Genomic DNA, 14,912 nt, shown 5'->3' with positions numbered 1-14,912 from the left:
TCTCAAACAAGTTCACGCGCCCGGCCACCGCCAGCGGCCAGGGCACCGGCGCCCCGGAGGACAGCACCCGGTCACCGACCCACAGCACCAGCCGGCCGGCGTGCGCGTCGGGGTCCACCTCCGGCCATACGCACCCCTCCGGGCGGCGCAGCCCGGACGCGAGCCGGTCGCGGCGCTCGATCACGTCTGTGGCGGTCACCCCGGGCGGCAGGTCGATGTCTGCCCGCCAGCCGGGCCCGTCGCGGTGGATCGGAGACACGAACCGGATGCCCTCGCCGGCGCCGGTGCGCTGCGCCTTGTTCAGCTCAGCGATGCCCAGCGACTCCAGCGCCCCCACCACCAGGTCACTGGTGAACGCCGGCGTAGCCGCGTCCGCCGTCGCCCGGGAGGCGATCACGGTCCGCTCGGACCGCCCGTGCCAGCCGAGCACCGCCGGAACAGACGCCCCCGCGATGATGCCCAGCAGGGGCAGCAGCTCGGGCGAGCGGAGCCACACCAGCAGCACGAGCACCAGCACGAGGGCCACCGCGAGCCCGGACGCGGCGGCGCGGTGCTTCATCGTCTCGCGGTGCTGCGTCTCGACCCGGGCGAAAGCGCCAGCCTCCGCCGTCCCCACGGCGTCGGCGATGGCGAGCTGACGACGCACCGCGCGCCCGTCGTGGTCGCTCACCCACGCCAGCCACACCACCAGCAGCCGGGCCGCACCGATCGGGGAGCGCAGCGCCAGCCGGGCCCAGTACAGCGGCAGCCGCACCAGGTGGTAGGCCAGGGAGTGCGCGGCCCGGGTCGTGCTCTCGCGGGCCGCGGTCGCCAGATAGGCACCGTCGCGCAGCTGCGAGGGGATGACCTCGCGGCCGACCCGGGCCGCCGGCACGGCCCGCGGCGCCGCGTCCACCGGACGGCCGACTGGCTCGACCACCACGGCGGCCGGCTCGACCACCACGGCGGCCGGCTCGATCACCCCCGCCGGCGCCGGCGTCTCCGTCCGGGTCGGGCGGCCCTCGCGGCGGGTCTGCTCGCGGCGATCCATCCACCGCGCCACCGGGCCGGCGGGCACCGGACCGTAGTACCCGCTCGCGGCGGTCAGCCCGGCTGCCTTCGCGTCCAGGTGACCGCTCACCAGGGACCGGCTCGCGCGGCGGTGACCGGTCACCCGCACGCCGGGTGGCGCCCAGCCGTCATCCCCGGCGGTCAGGGCCGGGCGGGTCGTCGCCGTAGTGTTTCGTTCCATGGTCGAGCTCCTGTCTCGATCTAGGCCCCTGCCCGCGGCGGAATCGCGGTGCAGGGGCCGCCTGCGTTGGTCCTGCGATAGGTGAGGCCGGCCGCACCTGCCCTAGAGGGGCAGGCAGGTACGGCCGGGGACTTAGATGACCTCCAGCAGCGTGGGCCGCGCGCGGCAGTCGCGTGCCCGCCGCAGCCACCGCCGGGCGGTGCTCTCCGAGACGGCCAGCCCATCGGCGGCCAGCGCGTCGCGGACCATGGGCCCGGTCGCCGCGTCGCCGTGCTCGTCCACGACGGCCAGGGCCACCGCCAGCGGGTCTGCGTCGGTGTCGGTGTCGGGGTCGGTCAGGTGACCGGCGAGGTGGTCGCCGTGGTCGTCGTCGCCACCGGCGTAGGCGACCGGCTCGGGGCCGACGACGAGCACGGTGGGCACGTCGTCGGTCACCTGAGCGGTCACGACGGGAGCCGGGCGCGCGTCGGTCTCGACCTGCTCGACCTGCTCGGGCCGCTCGGGCTGCTCGACCGGGCGCAGGTCGGTCGGTGCCGCCGGGCGAGCAGGGGCCACCCGCCGGGCGAGGGCCGGCAGCTCGTCCACGAGAGCGAGGGCCGCGACGGTCGCCGTGACCTGCTCGGCGGTCACGTCCTGGTGGCGGCGCAGCATCGCCCGGTGCGCCCGGTCGAGCCGGCGCCGAGCAGCCGGGGTGTCCTCCAGCGCCACCGCACGAGCAGCCACCGCGACCCGCAGCCGAGCCGCGTCGGACTGGCGCTCACCCCAGGTACGCACGGCGTGCGCGTCGGCGTCGCCGGCCACCACGCGGTGCCACAGCCAGCACGCGACCAGGGGCGCCACGACCCGCACGAGGGCCGCGAGCCCCGCCATGGGGGTCAGCACCACGCCGGCCGGGGTCACCACCTCGTGCAGCGCGGACAGCGCGCCAGACACCGCGGACAGCACCCACGTAGCGGCCAGATCCACCCGGGCCGACCGGCCCCGAGTCGTGGCATCACGAGCCGCCAGGGCCGAAGCCACGAGCGCCAGCTCCAGGAAGCCGGCCAGCCCCACGGCGGTGGCCGTACCCAGGTGCAGCGCAGAGGTGCCGACGCTCACCATCCCCTGAGCCGACAGGACGGTAGGGATAGCAGCCGCCGCGGTCGTGGTAACCAGCACCGCCCGCGACCGACCACCGGCGACCGGCGAGGTGCCGTCATGCTCGCGCGGCACAGCGCCAGCGAAAGTGCTTGCAGACATTCAAACCCCCATGAGCGTTACGAATTGACGCAATACGGATAGGCTAGACCCACCAGGTAGGTAAGTCAACGTTACGCATTTCTAGAATGTGATGGTGGATGATGGCAGGCGATGGGCTCGCGGTCGTGCTCGGGGCGAACGTCAAGCGGCTGCGGGTCGCAGCCGGGCTGACGATGGAAGACGCGGCCCTCGCAGCCCGTGCCGTGGACGGTGGCGCGTGGACGGCGCCGCGGTGGGCTGACCTAGAGGGCGGCCGGCGGTCCCTGACCCTGGCGACGATGCTTACCGCGCACGAGGTGGTGGCCGCGCCCGCAGGCCTGCCGCTCACGGCCCTTTTCGCAGACCTGCCCGGCGAGCCCGTGCGCGTGGCGACCGGCGCCGGCTCGCGCGAGCTGAGCGGCATACGGGCCGTGCTCAGCGGGTCCGTCACCGATCCCACCCGCCAGGGTCCGGCCGACGCGGTGGAGCAGGCGCCGGCCGACAGCGCCCGCGCAGCCACCAGGGCCGCAGCGCGCCGGCTCGGGATCACCCCGGCACAGGTCACTAGGGCCGCGCACGAGCGGTGGGGGCGCCCCTTCGCAGAGGTGGTGGACGACGCGGCCGGCGGACGGACCGGGCAGGCACGAGGGCACGTGACCCGCCGTCTCGCGGACGAGCTAGCCGACCACCTGGGCATCACCGGCGAGGACTGAGCGCACAGCACGACGTCACCCGCCGATCAGGCCCGGACCTCCGACCTGCCCGCCCGGAGCAGCGCCCGGACCTCCGCGGCGCGTGCTGCCTGGCGATCCTTCGGCAGCGACTCGGCCGACCAGGACCGCTGCTCGTCCAGCAGAGCCCGCGAGCGGGCCATCTCACGATCGGCAGCACGAGCAGCGTCAGCGCGCCCGTAGGCCTCCTTCGCGTCACGACACCCGTAGCACGGCACATCCTCACGGACATGCAGGTGACGTGCACACCGCGGCGACAGCGGACCGTGCTCGTCGCTGGGGACCCGGCGATCAGCAGGGGCCGGGGCCGGCGTCTCGACCACGACAGCAGGGGCCGGGGCCGGCGTCTCGACCACGACAGCAGGGGCCGGGGCCGGCGTCTCGACCACGACAGCAGGGGCCGGGGCCGGCGTCTCGACCACGACAGCAGGGGCCGGGGCCGGCGTCTCGACCACGACAGCAGGGGCCGGGGCCGGCGTCTCGACCACGACAGCAGGGGCCGGGGCCGGCGTCTCGACCACGCGCGGGGAGGTCATCGTGGGTGCCGCGTCGCCGGGGCGCCACCCCGGCGTGGTCGGGGCGCCCGGCTCGTCCAGCAACTCGACCGCGCTAGGCAGCCGCTCCCCCTCGCGACCCGGGCGGGCCGGAGCGCGGCGCTCGTGGACAGCGAGGAAGCCCGCGGCCACGAGGTCGGTCAAGGCTGCGTCAGCGGTGCTGCGTGCCATACCGGCAGCAGCGGCCAGCGCGGCGCGCGTGGGCGCGGAGACAGACGGGCCGGAGTAGCTGGCGACCGCGGCGTACATGGCGACCGCTCGCCCGGGCAGACCGGCGGTCAGGACGTGGGTGTAGGCCATCCCCCAGCCGCTCCCACCAGCGACGCGCACCCGGTCGCCGGGACCGGGGTCGTCGGGTGCGGTGCCCTCGCCTGCGGGTGCCGCGTCGCCGGGGCGCCACCCCGGCGTGGTCGGGGCGCCCGGCTCGTCCAGCAGCTCGTAGGCGCTAGAGGTGCGCGAGCGACCGCCCGGCGCGTCGCTGGGGGCCCAGCGAGGGACGACGCGGACGTATCCGGCCGCGGTCAGCTCGCGCAGCCCGGCGTCAACGGTCTTGACGCTGATCCCTGCTCGGGAGGCCAGACCGGCGCGCGTGGGACAGACCAGCGCGCACCCGGCGTAGGACCGCAGCGCGACGTAGGTAGCCACGCCACGCCAGGACAGCGCGCCAGAGCGCAGGACGTGGCGATAGATCGTGGCAAATGCCCTGGTGGGGTCCGTGCGGCGACGCACCGTGACCTGCTCTACCGGGCTTTCCCCCGTCCTGGTCACCACAAGGGGTGCAGGCTCGACACCGGGGGCTGCTGTGCGGATATGCTTCATCTCAGACCACCGTTATTGGTCTCACGACCCCCGGGCGCCTGCCAGCGTCGCGGGGGTCAACTCGTCAATGGGTGACTTGACCCTACACCTCGTGCACAGATCCGGGCATAAGGGCGTCTCCCCGCCGCGTCGCGGCCCCCTCGCAGCTCCAGGCCGGCGGAGCGCAGCGACGCCAGGCCCTCCCCTCGCCATCGGTCATCAGGGGTCGACGCGAGCCCGAGCCCGGACGCCGGCGGACGTGTTCCACCGTCGCCAGCCACCCCCCTTATCTAGGGGCTTATCTAGAACAACCTCTATTCCGATCCCTCTCCCGGGCAACCCTTGCCCGGGAGAGGGATAACCCTTGCCCGGGAGAGGGATTTATGGCGTGACCAGCGGAAACACCGTAGATCAGCGGAAACGTCCGGAACCCTTGCCCGGGAGAGGGATTTATGGCGTGACCAGCGGAAACGTGGGTAGGCGAGACGAGAGCGCAGGAGGGCAACGCCATGCCGGCCAGCGTCGGACATGGCGTCTCCCTCCGCCGCGTGGTCGTCGGGGTACTGACCCCGCTTTGCCCTAGGTGAGGCTCACCCCGGCGACGGCGAGCTGTAGTGCACCGTCCGGCACCGCGGCATACCGGGCGGTGGTCTCCGGTGTGGCGTGCCCTAGCAGCTCTTGCACAGCCCGTAGATCACGGCCAGCGGCATAGGCCTGGGTGGCGAACCGGTGACGCAACGCGTGGGGAGTCACCCCCGGCGGCAGCGCGGCGCTGATCTGGCGCCCCAGGTGCGCAGCGGTCAGGTGCCCGCCCGAGCCCGCGGGCGAGGGGAAAAGCCACCCCGGTCCCGTCCGGGCGACGGCGACGGCCAGAGCCTCCCGCAGGTCCGGGTGCAGCGGCACGATCCGCTCGTGCCCGCCCTTGCCCCGCACTCGCAGCGTGGCGCCGGTCACGTCACTGGAGTGCACCGCGGCTATCTCGGAGCGGCGCAGCCCGGCCAGGGCACCCAGCATGAGCGCCAGCCGCACCCGGTCGCCGCTGGTTCCCAGGGCCGCCGTCACGGCGTCGGTCGGAGCCGGTCGGGGCAGCGTCCGCACGCGCCGCACCGGGGGCAGCGCGTCCGCTGGCGACGCGACGAGATAGCCGGCGTGCACCGCCCACGCGTAGAACGTGCGGACCGACGCGCGACCGGCACGCTTGGTCTCCCCCTGCCAGTCCTCCCGCGACAGCCACAGCGCGAGGTCGCCCGGGCGCACCGTCCACGGGTCCGGCATGTCGGCCGCGAGCCGGCCCAGCCACCACCGGCGCTGCTCGATCGTGCCCGGCCGGCGACCGCCGGCCTCCATCCATGCCAGGAATTCGGCTACGGGCTCGCGCCACGCCGGCGGCAGCACAGCACGAGCCGGGCCCGAAACGGCAGGGTCCACGCGCACCGGTGCGATTCCCAGCACCGGCGACCGCCGGCAGTGGCCGGTCTCCATCCCCCACCGGTAGAAGCTGCGCAGCGACGCCGCGCGCTTTCGCCGCGTGGACGACGACCACCGCTGGCCTGTCCACCATTGACGGACCGTCGCCGGAGACATTCCCCACGGGTCTATTTCCGGGTGTGCCAGCCCTAGATCGGCAATCGCCCGTGAGTGCTCTTGAATCGTCGCCGGAGACCGACCGGACGAATGCAGCACGGCCACCCACTCGTCAATAGCCACCCGCCACGGCGCCGGCAATTGCTTTCCCTGCTCGTCCCTCATGGGCGTGGACGCTAATGGCACACGCAGGCCGTCGCCACCGCGCGGTCATAACCATCACCCCGCACCGCGCCAGCCCCAAAGCACCGGCCACCCGGACCCGTAGCGCCACGCGCCAGACCGGCCGCAGCCGACAGCCGACCAGGGCCGCTGCCCCACAGCCACCCCCGCTGGCGAGGGCCGCTACACCCGCTTCACACCAGGTCAGCGGCGCTACACCACCGTAGCGCCGCTGCTACGCGTAGCAGCGCGAGCGGGCCCCCTGCTACGGGCCCCGCTGCACCACCAGCAGCCGGCCCAACACCCGCCGGCCGCCGTGGTCCCTCAGACTCTCTCGACGTCAAGCCTCTTGGCGTCGAGACAACAGAGGGGGATACAGCCCAGGAATTCCACTCGACCAGCACACAGCAGGAGGGGCTCAATCATTCTGCCCGGGGAAAAATGGAAAGAGGGCGCGGGGCTCCCTAGGGGGCACCTCTGAAAGAACTCCCCCTAGGGGGTGCCAGAGGGAATCGCATGAGGTACGCCGCGCAGGGCCAACCCAGCGAGCGACCCAGCCCCTCGAGGACGAGCCGAGGGACCGGCCGGGGGACGAGCCGAGGGACCGGCCGGGGGACGAGCAGGGGGACGAGCAGGGGGACGAGCAGGAGGCGAGGACCACCCGGCCAGCCACCGCGAGCAGGGGGGGCGAGCAGGGGGGGCGAGCAGGAGGGACAGGTGCACCAGCTCGAGGGCCGGCCACCGCGACCCAACCCCTCGAGGACCAGCCCCTCGAGGACCACCCAGCCCTTCGAGGACCACCCAGCCAGCCACCGCGAGCAGGGGGGGGCGAGCAGAGCCCCTCGAGGACCGAGCCCCTCGAGGACGAGCCCCTCGAGGGAGCCGAGGGACCGGCCACCGCGACCCGGCCCCTCGAGGACCACCCAGGAGGACCACCCAGCCCCTCGAGGACCACCCAGCCAGCCACCGCGAGCAGGGGGGGGGGGCGAGCAGGGGGGCGAGCAGGAGGGGCGAGCGAGCAGGAGGGACAGGTGCACCAGCTCGAGGGCCGGCCACCGCGAGCAGGGGGGGCGAGCCCCTCGAGGACGAGCCCCTCGAGGACGAGCCCCGGCCACCGCGACCCGGCCCCTCGAGGACCACCCAGCCCCTCGAGGACCACCCCCCTCGAGCCCCCTCGAGGACCCGAGGGACCGGCCAGCGAGGACCACCCAGCCAGCCACCGCGAGCAGGGGGGGCGAGCAGGGGGGGAGCGGGGGAGCGAGCAGGGAGGGGCGAGCAGGAGGGACAGGTGCACCCAGCCGAGGGCGACCGCGAGCAGGGGGGCGAGCCCCTCGAGGACGAGCCCCTCGAGGACGAGCCGAGGGACCGGCCACCGCGACCCGGCCCCTCGAGGACGAGCCCCTCGAGGAGGGACCACCAGAGGGCCCCACCGCGACCCAACCCCTCGAGGACCACCCCCCCTCGAGGACGAGCCGAGGGACCCCACCGCCACCCGGCCCCTCGAGGACCACCCAGCCCCTCCGCGAGGAGCCACCCAGCCCCTCGAGGACCACCCAGCCCCTCGAGGACCAGGGACCGGCCACCGCCCCGGCCCCTCGAGGACCACCCAGCCAGCCACCGCGAGCGAGCAGGGGAGCAGGAGGGGCGAGCCGAGCAGGAGGGGCGAGCAGGAGGGACAGGTGCACCAGCTCGAGGGCCGGCCACCGCGAGCCCCCCTCGAGGACGGCCCCTCGAGGACGAGCCCCTCGAGGACGAGCCCCTCGAGGACGAGCCGAGGGACCGGCCCCTCGGACGAGCCCCTCGAGGGGCCCCTCGAGGACCACCCAGCCCCACCGCGAGGAGCAGGGGGGGCGAGCCCCGAGCAGGAGGGACAGGTGCACCAGCTCGAGGGCCGGCCACCGCGACCCAGCCCCTCGAGGACCAGCCCCTCGAGGACGAGCCGAGCCCCTCGAGGACCACCCAGCCCCTCGAGGACCACCCAGCCAGCCACCGCGAGCAGGGGGGGAGCAGGAGGGGCGAGGTGCACCAGGAGGGCCGGCGAGCAGGACCACGAGCCCCTCGAGGACGAGCCAGGGACGAGGACCACCCCGCGAGCCGGCCCCTCGAGGGCCACCCAGCAGGAGCAGGGGGGGCGAGCAGGGGAGGACGAGCAGGAGGGGGCCGAGGGACCCCTCGAGGACGAGCCACCGCGACCCGGCCCCTCGAGGACGACAGGTGCACCAGGACTCCCCTCGAGGGCCGGCCACCGCGAGCACGAGCAAGGGGCCTCGAGGACGAGCCCCTCGAGGACGAGCCGAGGACCAGGAGGGACCGGCCACCGGGGCCAGCCAGCCACCGCGATGACAGGGGCAGCGATGAACGATTATGCAGGAGGGGCGAGCAGGAGGGACAGGTGCATTCAGATTTTCCCGTTTCAGGCCGTTTTTGTGGAAGATCGGGGGGAAATGAAAGGGGGCGCGGGACTTCCTGTGGTGACCTTTGGAAAAAACGGAGGTTGAACGCATGTCTATGCATTCATCGTGCGTGATGGATGATCTTCGCGGTTGAAGCCGTTGGGAGAAAATCGGAGACGCGTGGGGTGGCGAAAGGGCTGGCTCATCCTAAGAAACTCTGGGGATGGCGCGGTGCTGCTAGGTGCGTGGGCTGACCGGCCGACCGGCTCGTGTCGTCCTCGGCCGCTTGTCGGTGAGGAGCGCGGACGTGACGCAGGCACGTCACGGTGGTAGGTTGCGGGCAACCCGCCCGTAGGGCGGGGGCTTTGCGCTGCCCTCCCTAGAGGGCAGTAGCCGACCACACGGACGCTCGCGCAGAACGTTCGCCCAGAGGTCTGGGGCAAATGATGCGTGCACTCGTGCAGCAGAGCCCGATTTATGGCGTATGCGCAGGTCAGAGCCTTGCGACCCCATTCGTCGTGCGGTCTCAGGGGCCCGCGGGGGTCGTCTCCGTCGTCGTGGGAGTGCTGATCCTCCAGGCCCGGATGCGTCGGCCGTCCACGGTGCTCTGCCCGGTGGGCTCAGTCACTGTGATCCCATAGCGCCGCAGCGTGCCGGCGATGCGGCCCACCGCGCTGGGCACCTGGTTGTAGCTGGACGGCCAGGACGAGTATCGGCCGCCAGCGTCCTCGGGAGCGTATGGCCCGAGCAGGTCGAGCAGGTCCTTTGCGGAGCCGGTCCACATTCCCGGCCACGATGGCGTCTCAGTCAGCTGCAGGAACGCGGACGCGAGGGGGTCGCCCTCTACGGCACGGTCGAATTCCTGGCCCAGGCCTGCCTCATAGGCAGCCCGGGTGTTCCACCCATAGGCCGCGTCGAGCACGTCGAGGACTGCCACCCACGCGACCATGCGCGAGGGTGTCGCCCTGGTCGGCTGTCCGCCGTGGTGCTCCAGTCCGTCCAGCACGACCACGAGCATGTCCAGCAGCTCGGCGCGGGCTGCTGGCAGCAGCTCGTCAATCTGGCGGGTCATCACGTCCGGCGTGGACTTGGCCGCGTCGTCCAGCGGGTCACGGCGGATCGGCAGCAGCCGCGAGACCAGGTCCTTGCGCATCTTGCCCAGCTCCACCCCGTTCAGGATCACGGGCCGGCGCACGCGGCGCAGAGAGGTGCCGGCGTTGGTGTAGAGCTGGCGCTGCACGACGGTCGCGCCGGTCACGATCTGGCAGGCGAAGTCCTGTTGGTCGGCGTCGAGCCGAGACACGTTGTCCACCCCGAAGATGGCGCACTCAGCCGCGTGGGACACCATGTCGCGGTCTCGGGTCATGGCGGTGCTACGGGGCCGGCCGACGCGAGGTCGCCCAGCACGCGAGCCACCGTCGTCTTGCCTGAGCCCTCGGGCCCGGTCATGCAGAGCGCGGGCACCTCCACCCACGGGACCATTGCCGTAAGGGCCCACGCGACGCCCAGGCGCCATGCTGTGCGCTCCATCCCGAGCACCGCCCGTACGCGCTCTAGCGATCCCTGGTGGTCGTCTCCGGCGGCGGCGACGGCGTGGGGCGCAGTGAAGTCAGACCGGGCGAAGATCACCGGTGCGCTGTCCTGCTTGGCCCAGCCCCGGCTGGTCACGCGGATGACCTGCTCACGCTCGGGCTCCGGCGGATAGGTCACGGCCCCGGACGGAGCGGGCGCCAAGTCGATGTAGACGGCCCGGGTGCCGTCGTCGTCGGTGTGCTCGGCCCACCGCCGGGAGACCTTCGCGCGGCGCCGCTCGCGGGTCAGCCGGTGCTCTACGCGCTCACCGATCAAGGTGGGCAGGTCGGCCCCGGTCTCGCGTGAGTAGTCGTCCAGCAGGTCGGGGCGCAGCGTCTCGTGGGGGATGGCAATGTGCGGCTCAGCGGCGGTCACGTAGTAGCGCAGCCGCGTGTCTACGTCCTCCACCACCCGGTATCGCTTGCGAGCCCATGCGGCCACCGCACGGACCGTGGCGCCCGTCCGCCGCCCGGCCGTCGTGGTCTCTTCGCCCGGGTCGCCGTAGTCCTCCATCGGGGGTGCGTCGAGCGGTGGGGGTGCGTAGTAGTCGCCTACCGGCGGTGATGCGCCGGGGTCGGTGGTCATCGGGGATGGGTCCTCTCGGGGTATGTCGTGGCCGGGCGCGCCCCCTGCTCTGCCCGGTGGGTGCTGGTGGTCAGCGGCCCGGTGATGGCTGGTCCTGGTCGGCTGGCACGAGCGGCCACGCGTCGCCGTGACGGGACAGGGCCAGCGCGTGCAGCCGGGCCCGGTAGTCCTCGTCCGCGAGGGCCCGCGCCCGGTCGTGCCAGCCCTGCTCGTATCCGGCTCGCCATGCCGGCTCGATGGCGTCGAGCAGCGGCGCCGGCGTCAAGGGCCGCTCCAGCTCGCGACGCCCGTCCTCCACGAGCTGCGCAAGCCACGCCGCCAGCGGGAGGGCCGCCGTCGTGACGGTCACGATGCGTCCCCCCGCCGGGTGAGCACGCAGCGCACGGCCAGAGCGAGCAGGACACGAGCGAGGATCGACCCGACATGCTCCAGCCCGTCCGGGTCCATCTGTGGGCGCAGGTCAGCCACGGCCGGTCTCCCTACGTCCGTAGCGCCCGAGCAGCCGGCGACGGCGGGAGCAGACCGCGCCGGGCGAGCGCCGCAGCCTCACCGCCGCAGCCTTCGCCGTGGTGCCCGGGTCGAGCACCAACAGGTCTGCCTCGTGCTCCCACGCATCGGGTCGGGCCCAGTGGTCGCCCGACTCGCACAGCTCACGAGGACGGCACCCACGGGGCGCACCGATCGAATCGGCATAGGCGTGCACCGCCCGCTCGTGATCCCGCTCACGGTCGATGCCAGCGGCGCGGGTCACGTCCAGGTCGAGCAGACCAGCACGCACCACGGGCCGGGTCAGCACCTCCAGGGCCCACGCCGGCAGCACGTCCGCCATGGCGACCGCCCGGGCCGCGTCAGAGACCGCATAGCACCAGTCGGTCTCTCGAGTGCCCGATCGTGCTGCCACCTTGTCGGCCGCGCGCCAGGCAGCATCGCCGGCAGCGCTGTGCTCAGCGGATCGGCCACCCGCGAGGGCGACTGCCCAGCACTCGGCGTGGGCCGGCTCTCGGCCGCCAGCGGTCGCGATCCTGTGGCGCGTCACCGCAGCCGTCCGGCACTCCTGGGGGCTGGCGACCCGGCACCGGCGCAGCAGCTCGCGCACAGCCGCGGTCTGCGGCCCGTAGGGCCCGCTCATGCGCTATCACCCGGACGATGGCGCGGCAGACCTTCCACGTAGGCCCGCACGTCGGCGGGGTCGTACTTCACCAGCCGGCCCACCTTGACGTACGCCGGCCCACGACCCTGGCAGCGCATCGCCGCGAGCGTGCCGGCGCTGATCCCCAGAACCCGAGCCGTGTCGGCCGCGGTCAGGAACACCGGCACCCTCTCTTCAAGGGACATCTCTACGTGCAACTCATCCATGCTGCGGACGGTAACGCTTCGACTACAGATGTTCAACCAACACGGGTAACTGTCGGCTCATGTCATATTGGGCTTGTGGCTTCCACCAGTGCGACCTCATGGCTTGTCGGCTTCAACATCAGGAGACTGCGCAAGCGGGCGGGTATAACGCTCGCTGATGCGGCCACAGTCGCGACGATGGCGAGCGACCCGGATGCGGCAGCCATGTGGCTGGGGAACGGGGCCGTTCCCGCGCGCACGGCCAAGTGGTCACCGTCCGGGTGGGGGAACCTAGAGCGCGGGGAACGCGAGGTGACCGCAGATGTGCTGTTCCTTGCGCTCTACGTCCTGTCGTACGGCCCGCCGGACGGGCCACGGCCGGCGCCGGTCACCATGGCTGATCTATTCGAGACTCCCGGCGACCTCGCCTCTCTGGCTACCAGCGGCACCACCCTGGGCGACCTACGGGATGCCCCGGTGACCGGGCACGTGGTGACCGGCCGGCTGCCCATGGGTGGGGTGCCGTTCACAGCTGGCATGGCTCGGGCGCTCGTCTCCGGGGCCAGCTCGGAGCAGGTCTGGCCCGACGACGACCCAGCGACGCGCCCCAGCGCCCGCGAGGTGCACCGCAAGGTCGAGCAGCAAACCCTCACAGAGACCGTGGCCCAGCGGCTCGACTGCCCGCCGGCCGTCGTGGCGCGGCTACAGGATCAGGTCTACGGGCGCCCCCTGGTGGACGAGCGGAACGAGCGCGCCGGCGAGGGCGCCTCAGCGCAGGCCATGGGTCACGTCACGCGCGCCATAGTCCGCGAGCTGCGGGCATGGCTGGACGCACACCCCGACCAGGCATACCCGGAGGACGCACCCAGCCCGAGCCCCGATCCCCGGCCCGCTGCCCCGTGAGCGCCGGCCGTCCCCCGGGCGCCTGCCCATCTCAGCGCCAGGCAGATGGGACCGTGGACCGGTGACCAGCACCCCGCCCGCAGACGACTATCTCTCGCAAAAGGCAGCGGCCAGGCTGTGCCGCTGCTCGCCGGCCACGATCCGATATGCCCGGCAGACAGGCAGGCTCGAGGGATGCGTTCCTGGCGAGGATGGCGGGTGGCGCATCCCGGTCGCCGGGCTCGTCGCAGCGGGTCTGCTCGAGACGCCGGCGACGACCACGACTGACCTGGGCGACCCCCTCGAGGGCGAGGACGACCACCGTGCGTCGGCGTCAGAGCCCGGCGAGGTGGACTGGCTGCGGGCGCAGCTCGAGCAGGCCCAGCAGCAGATCACGCAGGCAGAGCAACGGGCCCGGGAGTCGGCCGATCGGGAGCGGGAAGCGCTGCACCGGGCGCAGATTGCCGAAGCGGTCGCAGACGAGCGCGGGCGAGCCCTCGAGGTAGAGCGCGCTATGGCGCTCATGCTGACCCGTCAGGCGACCCCGGTCCCTCTCCAGCCGACCAGCGACGGCGAGCACGGTCACCCCGACCAGCAGCGAGGGCCACGGGTCGTGGGTCCCCCCTCGAGGGCCGGAACGACGGCGGACACCCATCCGGCGACCCGGTGGGGCCGAGTCCGGGCGTGGTGGTCCGGGCGGTAGGCGTGCGCACGACGAGGGGCCCCGCCATCTGGCGGGGCCCCTCGTCGTGGTGGTCGGTCTGCTACGCCGCGGTGCGGCTGGACACCGCGTCGAGCAGCGCGGCGCGGGTCGTGCCGCGCTTGTTGACGCGCTCACCGTCGATGGTCCGGGCGACCTGTACCGACGGCAGCCCGTGGGATCGAGCAGCAGCCGAGACAGCCTCACCGGTCAGCTCGCCGTAGGTCGCCGGCATCCGGGCGGCCAGGGCCGCGGCCAGCTCGTCCCACCAGCACCGCTCGACCCCGGCCGGCCACACGTCCGCGAGGTGATCCACGATCGAGCGCGAGTCGTCGTCGGCCGGCACCTCGCCGGCCGCCATGCCCGTCAGGGTGCCGGCGGCGACCCTCGCCGCGCGGGCCCGGGCAGCGACGCTGGCAGCGGCCGGGCTGTCCACGTACGCGGTCCGCACGATCACCGGGTCGTCGCCCTCGCCGGCGAGGTAAGCCACGCCCAGGTCACGCCGGCTGAACATCGTTGCGCGCACCCCGGACCGGTAGGCGCTCGTGCCCAGCACCATGTCGTTAGCAACCTGCTCGGTGACCTTCAGGCACAGCCGCAGCACCGCGTTAGCCCGGATCCCGGACGGCAGCGAGTCCCGGTCGGGGCGCTGCGTGGCGACCAGGACCATGACCGCCACGGCGGGGCCGCGCTTCACCAGGTCGGTCACCAGCTCGGTGGCTTCGCCCTTGTAGGTGGGGTGCTCAAAGATCACTTGGCACTCGTCCAGCGCGACCACGACGGGGTGCAGGCCCAGCTCACGGCGGGAGGCGAGCTCGTCGGTCACCTTCGACTCGGGGCAGACCTCGCGGGGCAGGTCGCGCAGCACCTTGTAGCGCCGGCGCATGTCCTCGTGCACGGCCCGCAGATCAGCCATGAGCGCGTCTACGTCCTCCGGCTCGTCGCCGCTGCGGTAGTAGTGCGCGACGGCCGCCAGCGGCTCCAGGTCCGACCCGCCCTTGAGGTTGTGCACGTGCAGCTCAGAGCGCGGGTCCAGGGCCGCCGCGAGCAGCAGCAGCCGCAGCGCGAACGTCTTGCCCATGCGCGGAATGGCACCGATCACGGCAGAGGCATACATGAGCGTCACCGACCGGGCCCGACCGCGCTGGTCGGTGCCCACCGGGACCG

General features: G+C 73.1%; 14 protein-coding genes. 2 read left to right on the top strand and 12 right to left on the bottom strand.

Features of this window, described 5'->3' with window-relative positions; translation table 11 throughout:
- On the bottom strand, positions 1-1,231 hold a 1,231-nt coding region (locus MM438_RS16035; protein WP_241454624.1), incomplete at its 3' end, for a hypothetical protein.
- 132 nt (positions 1,232-1,363) lie between these two features.
- Positions 1,364-2,443 (bottom strand): hypothetical protein, encoded by a 1,080-nt coding sequence (locus tag MM438_RS16030; protein WP_241454622.1) that lies wholly within the window; start codon positions 2,441-2,443, stop codon positions 1,364-1,366.
- A 125-nt stretch (positions 2,444-2,568) separates the two neighbouring features.
- On the opposite strand from MM438_RS16030, the gene MM438_RS16025 reads away from it, so the two are divergent.
- Positions 2,569-3,162 (top strand): hypothetical protein, encoded by a 594-nt coding sequence (locus MM438_RS16025; protein ID WP_241454620.1) that lies wholly within the window; start codon positions 2,569-2,571, stop codon positions 3,160-3,162.
- A gap of 26 nt (positions 3,163-3,188) precedes the next feature.
- Here MM438_RS16025 and MM438_RS16020 read toward each other — a convergent pair whose 3' ends face one another.
- The 8 genes from MM438_RS16020 to MM438_RS15990 form a co-directional block, all read right to left on the bottom strand.
- Positions 3,189-4,463 (bottom strand): hypothetical protein, encoded by a 1,275-nt coding sequence (locus MM438_RS16020; protein WP_241454618.1) that lies wholly within the window; start codon positions 4,461-4,463, stop codon positions 3,189-3,191.
- Positions 4,464-5,111: 648 nt separating this feature from the next.
- A complete protein-coding gene (locus tag MM438_RS16535) occupies positions 5,112-6,281 on the bottom strand; it encodes a tyrosine-type recombinase/integrase (protein WP_277628518.1) in 1,170 nt (389 codons plus the stop codon).
- Between the two features lie 2,916 nt (positions 6,282-9,197).
- Positions 9,198-10,037 carry a hypothetical protein gene (locus MM438_RS16010; RefSeq protein WP_241454616.1) on the bottom strand — a complete coding sequence of 280 codons (840 nt, stop codon included), beginning with the start codon at positions 10,035-10,037 and terminating at the stop codon, positions 9,198-9,200.
- Positions 10,034-10,756 (bottom strand): hypothetical protein, encoded by a 723-nt coding sequence (locus tag MM438_RS16005; protein WP_241454614.1) that lies wholly within the window; start codon positions 10,754-10,756, stop codon positions 10,034-10,036. The genes MM438_RS16010 and MM438_RS16005 overlap by 4 nt, the downstream gene beginning before the upstream one ends.
- Positions 10,757-10,898: 142 nt before the next feature.
- Positions 10,899-11,177, bottom strand: a complete 279-nt coding sequence (locus MM438_RS16000) for a hypothetical protein (RefSeq protein WP_241454612.1) — start codon at positions 11,175-11,177, stop codon at positions 10,899-10,901.
- Positions 11,174-11,296, bottom strand: coding sequence for a hypothetical protein (locus MM438_RS16530; RefSeq protein WP_277628517.1), 123 nt, complete (start codon positions 11,294-11,296; stop codon positions 11,174-11,176). Before MM438_RS16530 ends, MM438_RS16000 begins: the two co-directional genes overlap by 4 nt.
- Entirely contained in the window at positions 11,289-11,657 is a 369-nt protein-coding gene (locus MM438_RS15995) for a hypothetical protein (protein WP_241454610.1), read from the bottom strand. The genes MM438_RS16530 and MM438_RS15995 overlap by 8 nt, the downstream gene beginning before the upstream one ends.
- Before the next feature lie 296 nt (positions 11,658-11,953).
- The gene (locus MM438_RS15990) at positions 11,954-12,184 is read right to left on the bottom strand and encodes a helix-turn-helix transcriptional regulator (RefSeq protein ID WP_241454608.1); all 231 of its coding nucleotides are present in this window, start codon (positions 12,182-12,184) and stop codon (positions 11,954-11,956) included.
- Between the two features lie 291 nt (positions 12,185-12,475).
- On the opposite strand from MM438_RS15990, the gene MM438_RS15985 reads away from it, so the two are divergent.
- The gene (locus MM438_RS15985; RefSeq protein ID WP_241454606.1) at positions 12,476-13,066 is read left to right on the top strand and encodes a hypothetical protein; all 591 of its coding nucleotides are present in this window, start codon (positions 12,476-12,478) and stop codon (positions 13,064-13,066) included.
- A 313-nt stretch (positions 13,067-13,379) separates the two neighbouring features.
- Here MM438_RS15985 and MM438_RS15980 read toward each other — a convergent pair whose 3' ends face one another.
- Together MM438_RS15980 and MM438_RS15975 are read right to left on the bottom strand one after the other, a co-directional pair.
- Positions 13,380-13,631 (bottom strand): hypothetical protein, encoded by a 252-nt coding sequence (locus MM438_RS15980; RefSeq protein WP_241454604.1) that lies wholly within the window; start codon positions 13,629-13,631, stop codon positions 13,380-13,382.
- Between the two features lie 178 nt (positions 13,632-13,809).
- A partial coding sequence (locus tag MM438_RS15975; RefSeq protein ID WP_241454602.1) for an FtsK/SpoIIIE domain-containing protein occupies positions 13,810-14,912 on the bottom strand: 1,103 nt, incomplete at its 5' end.

This window comes from Arsenicicoccus dermatophilus, assembly GCF_022568795.1.
In the GTDB taxonomy this organism is placed as follows: domain Bacteria; phylum Actinomycetota; class Actinomycetes; order Actinomycetales; family Dermatophilaceae; genus Arsenicicoccus; species Arsenicicoccus dermatophilus.
Note: the sequence above shows the minus strand (reverse complement) of the source record. Positions and strands in the feature narration are given on the sequence as shown.

Bases quoted from the DNA above. Each gene is read 5' to 3' on its own strand.
- MM438_RS16025 (WP_241454620.1), top strand. From the start codon at position 2,569: ATGATGGCAGGCGATGGGCTCGCGGTCGTGCTCGGGGCGAACGTCAAG.
- MM438_RS16535 (WP_277628518.1), bottom strand. From the start codon at position 6,281: ATGAGGGACGAGCAGGGAAAGCAATTGCCGGCGCCGTGGCGGGTGGCT.
- MM438_RS16010 (WP_241454616.1), bottom strand. From the start codon at position 10,037: ATGACCCGAGACCGCGACATGGTGTCCCACGCGGCTGAGTGCGCCATC.
- MM438_RS16005 (WP_241454614.1), bottom strand. From the start codon at position 10,756: ATGGAGGACTACGGCGACCCGGGCGAAGAGACCACGACGGCCGGGCGG.
- MM438_RS15995 (WP_241454610.1), bottom strand. From the start codon at position 11,657: ATGGCGGACGTGCTGCCGGCGTGGGCCCTGGAGGTGCTGACCCGGCCC.
- MM438_RS15990 (WP_241454608.1), bottom strand. From the start codon at position 12,184: ATGGATGAGTTGCACGTAGAGATGTCCCTTGAAGAGAGGGTGCCGGTG.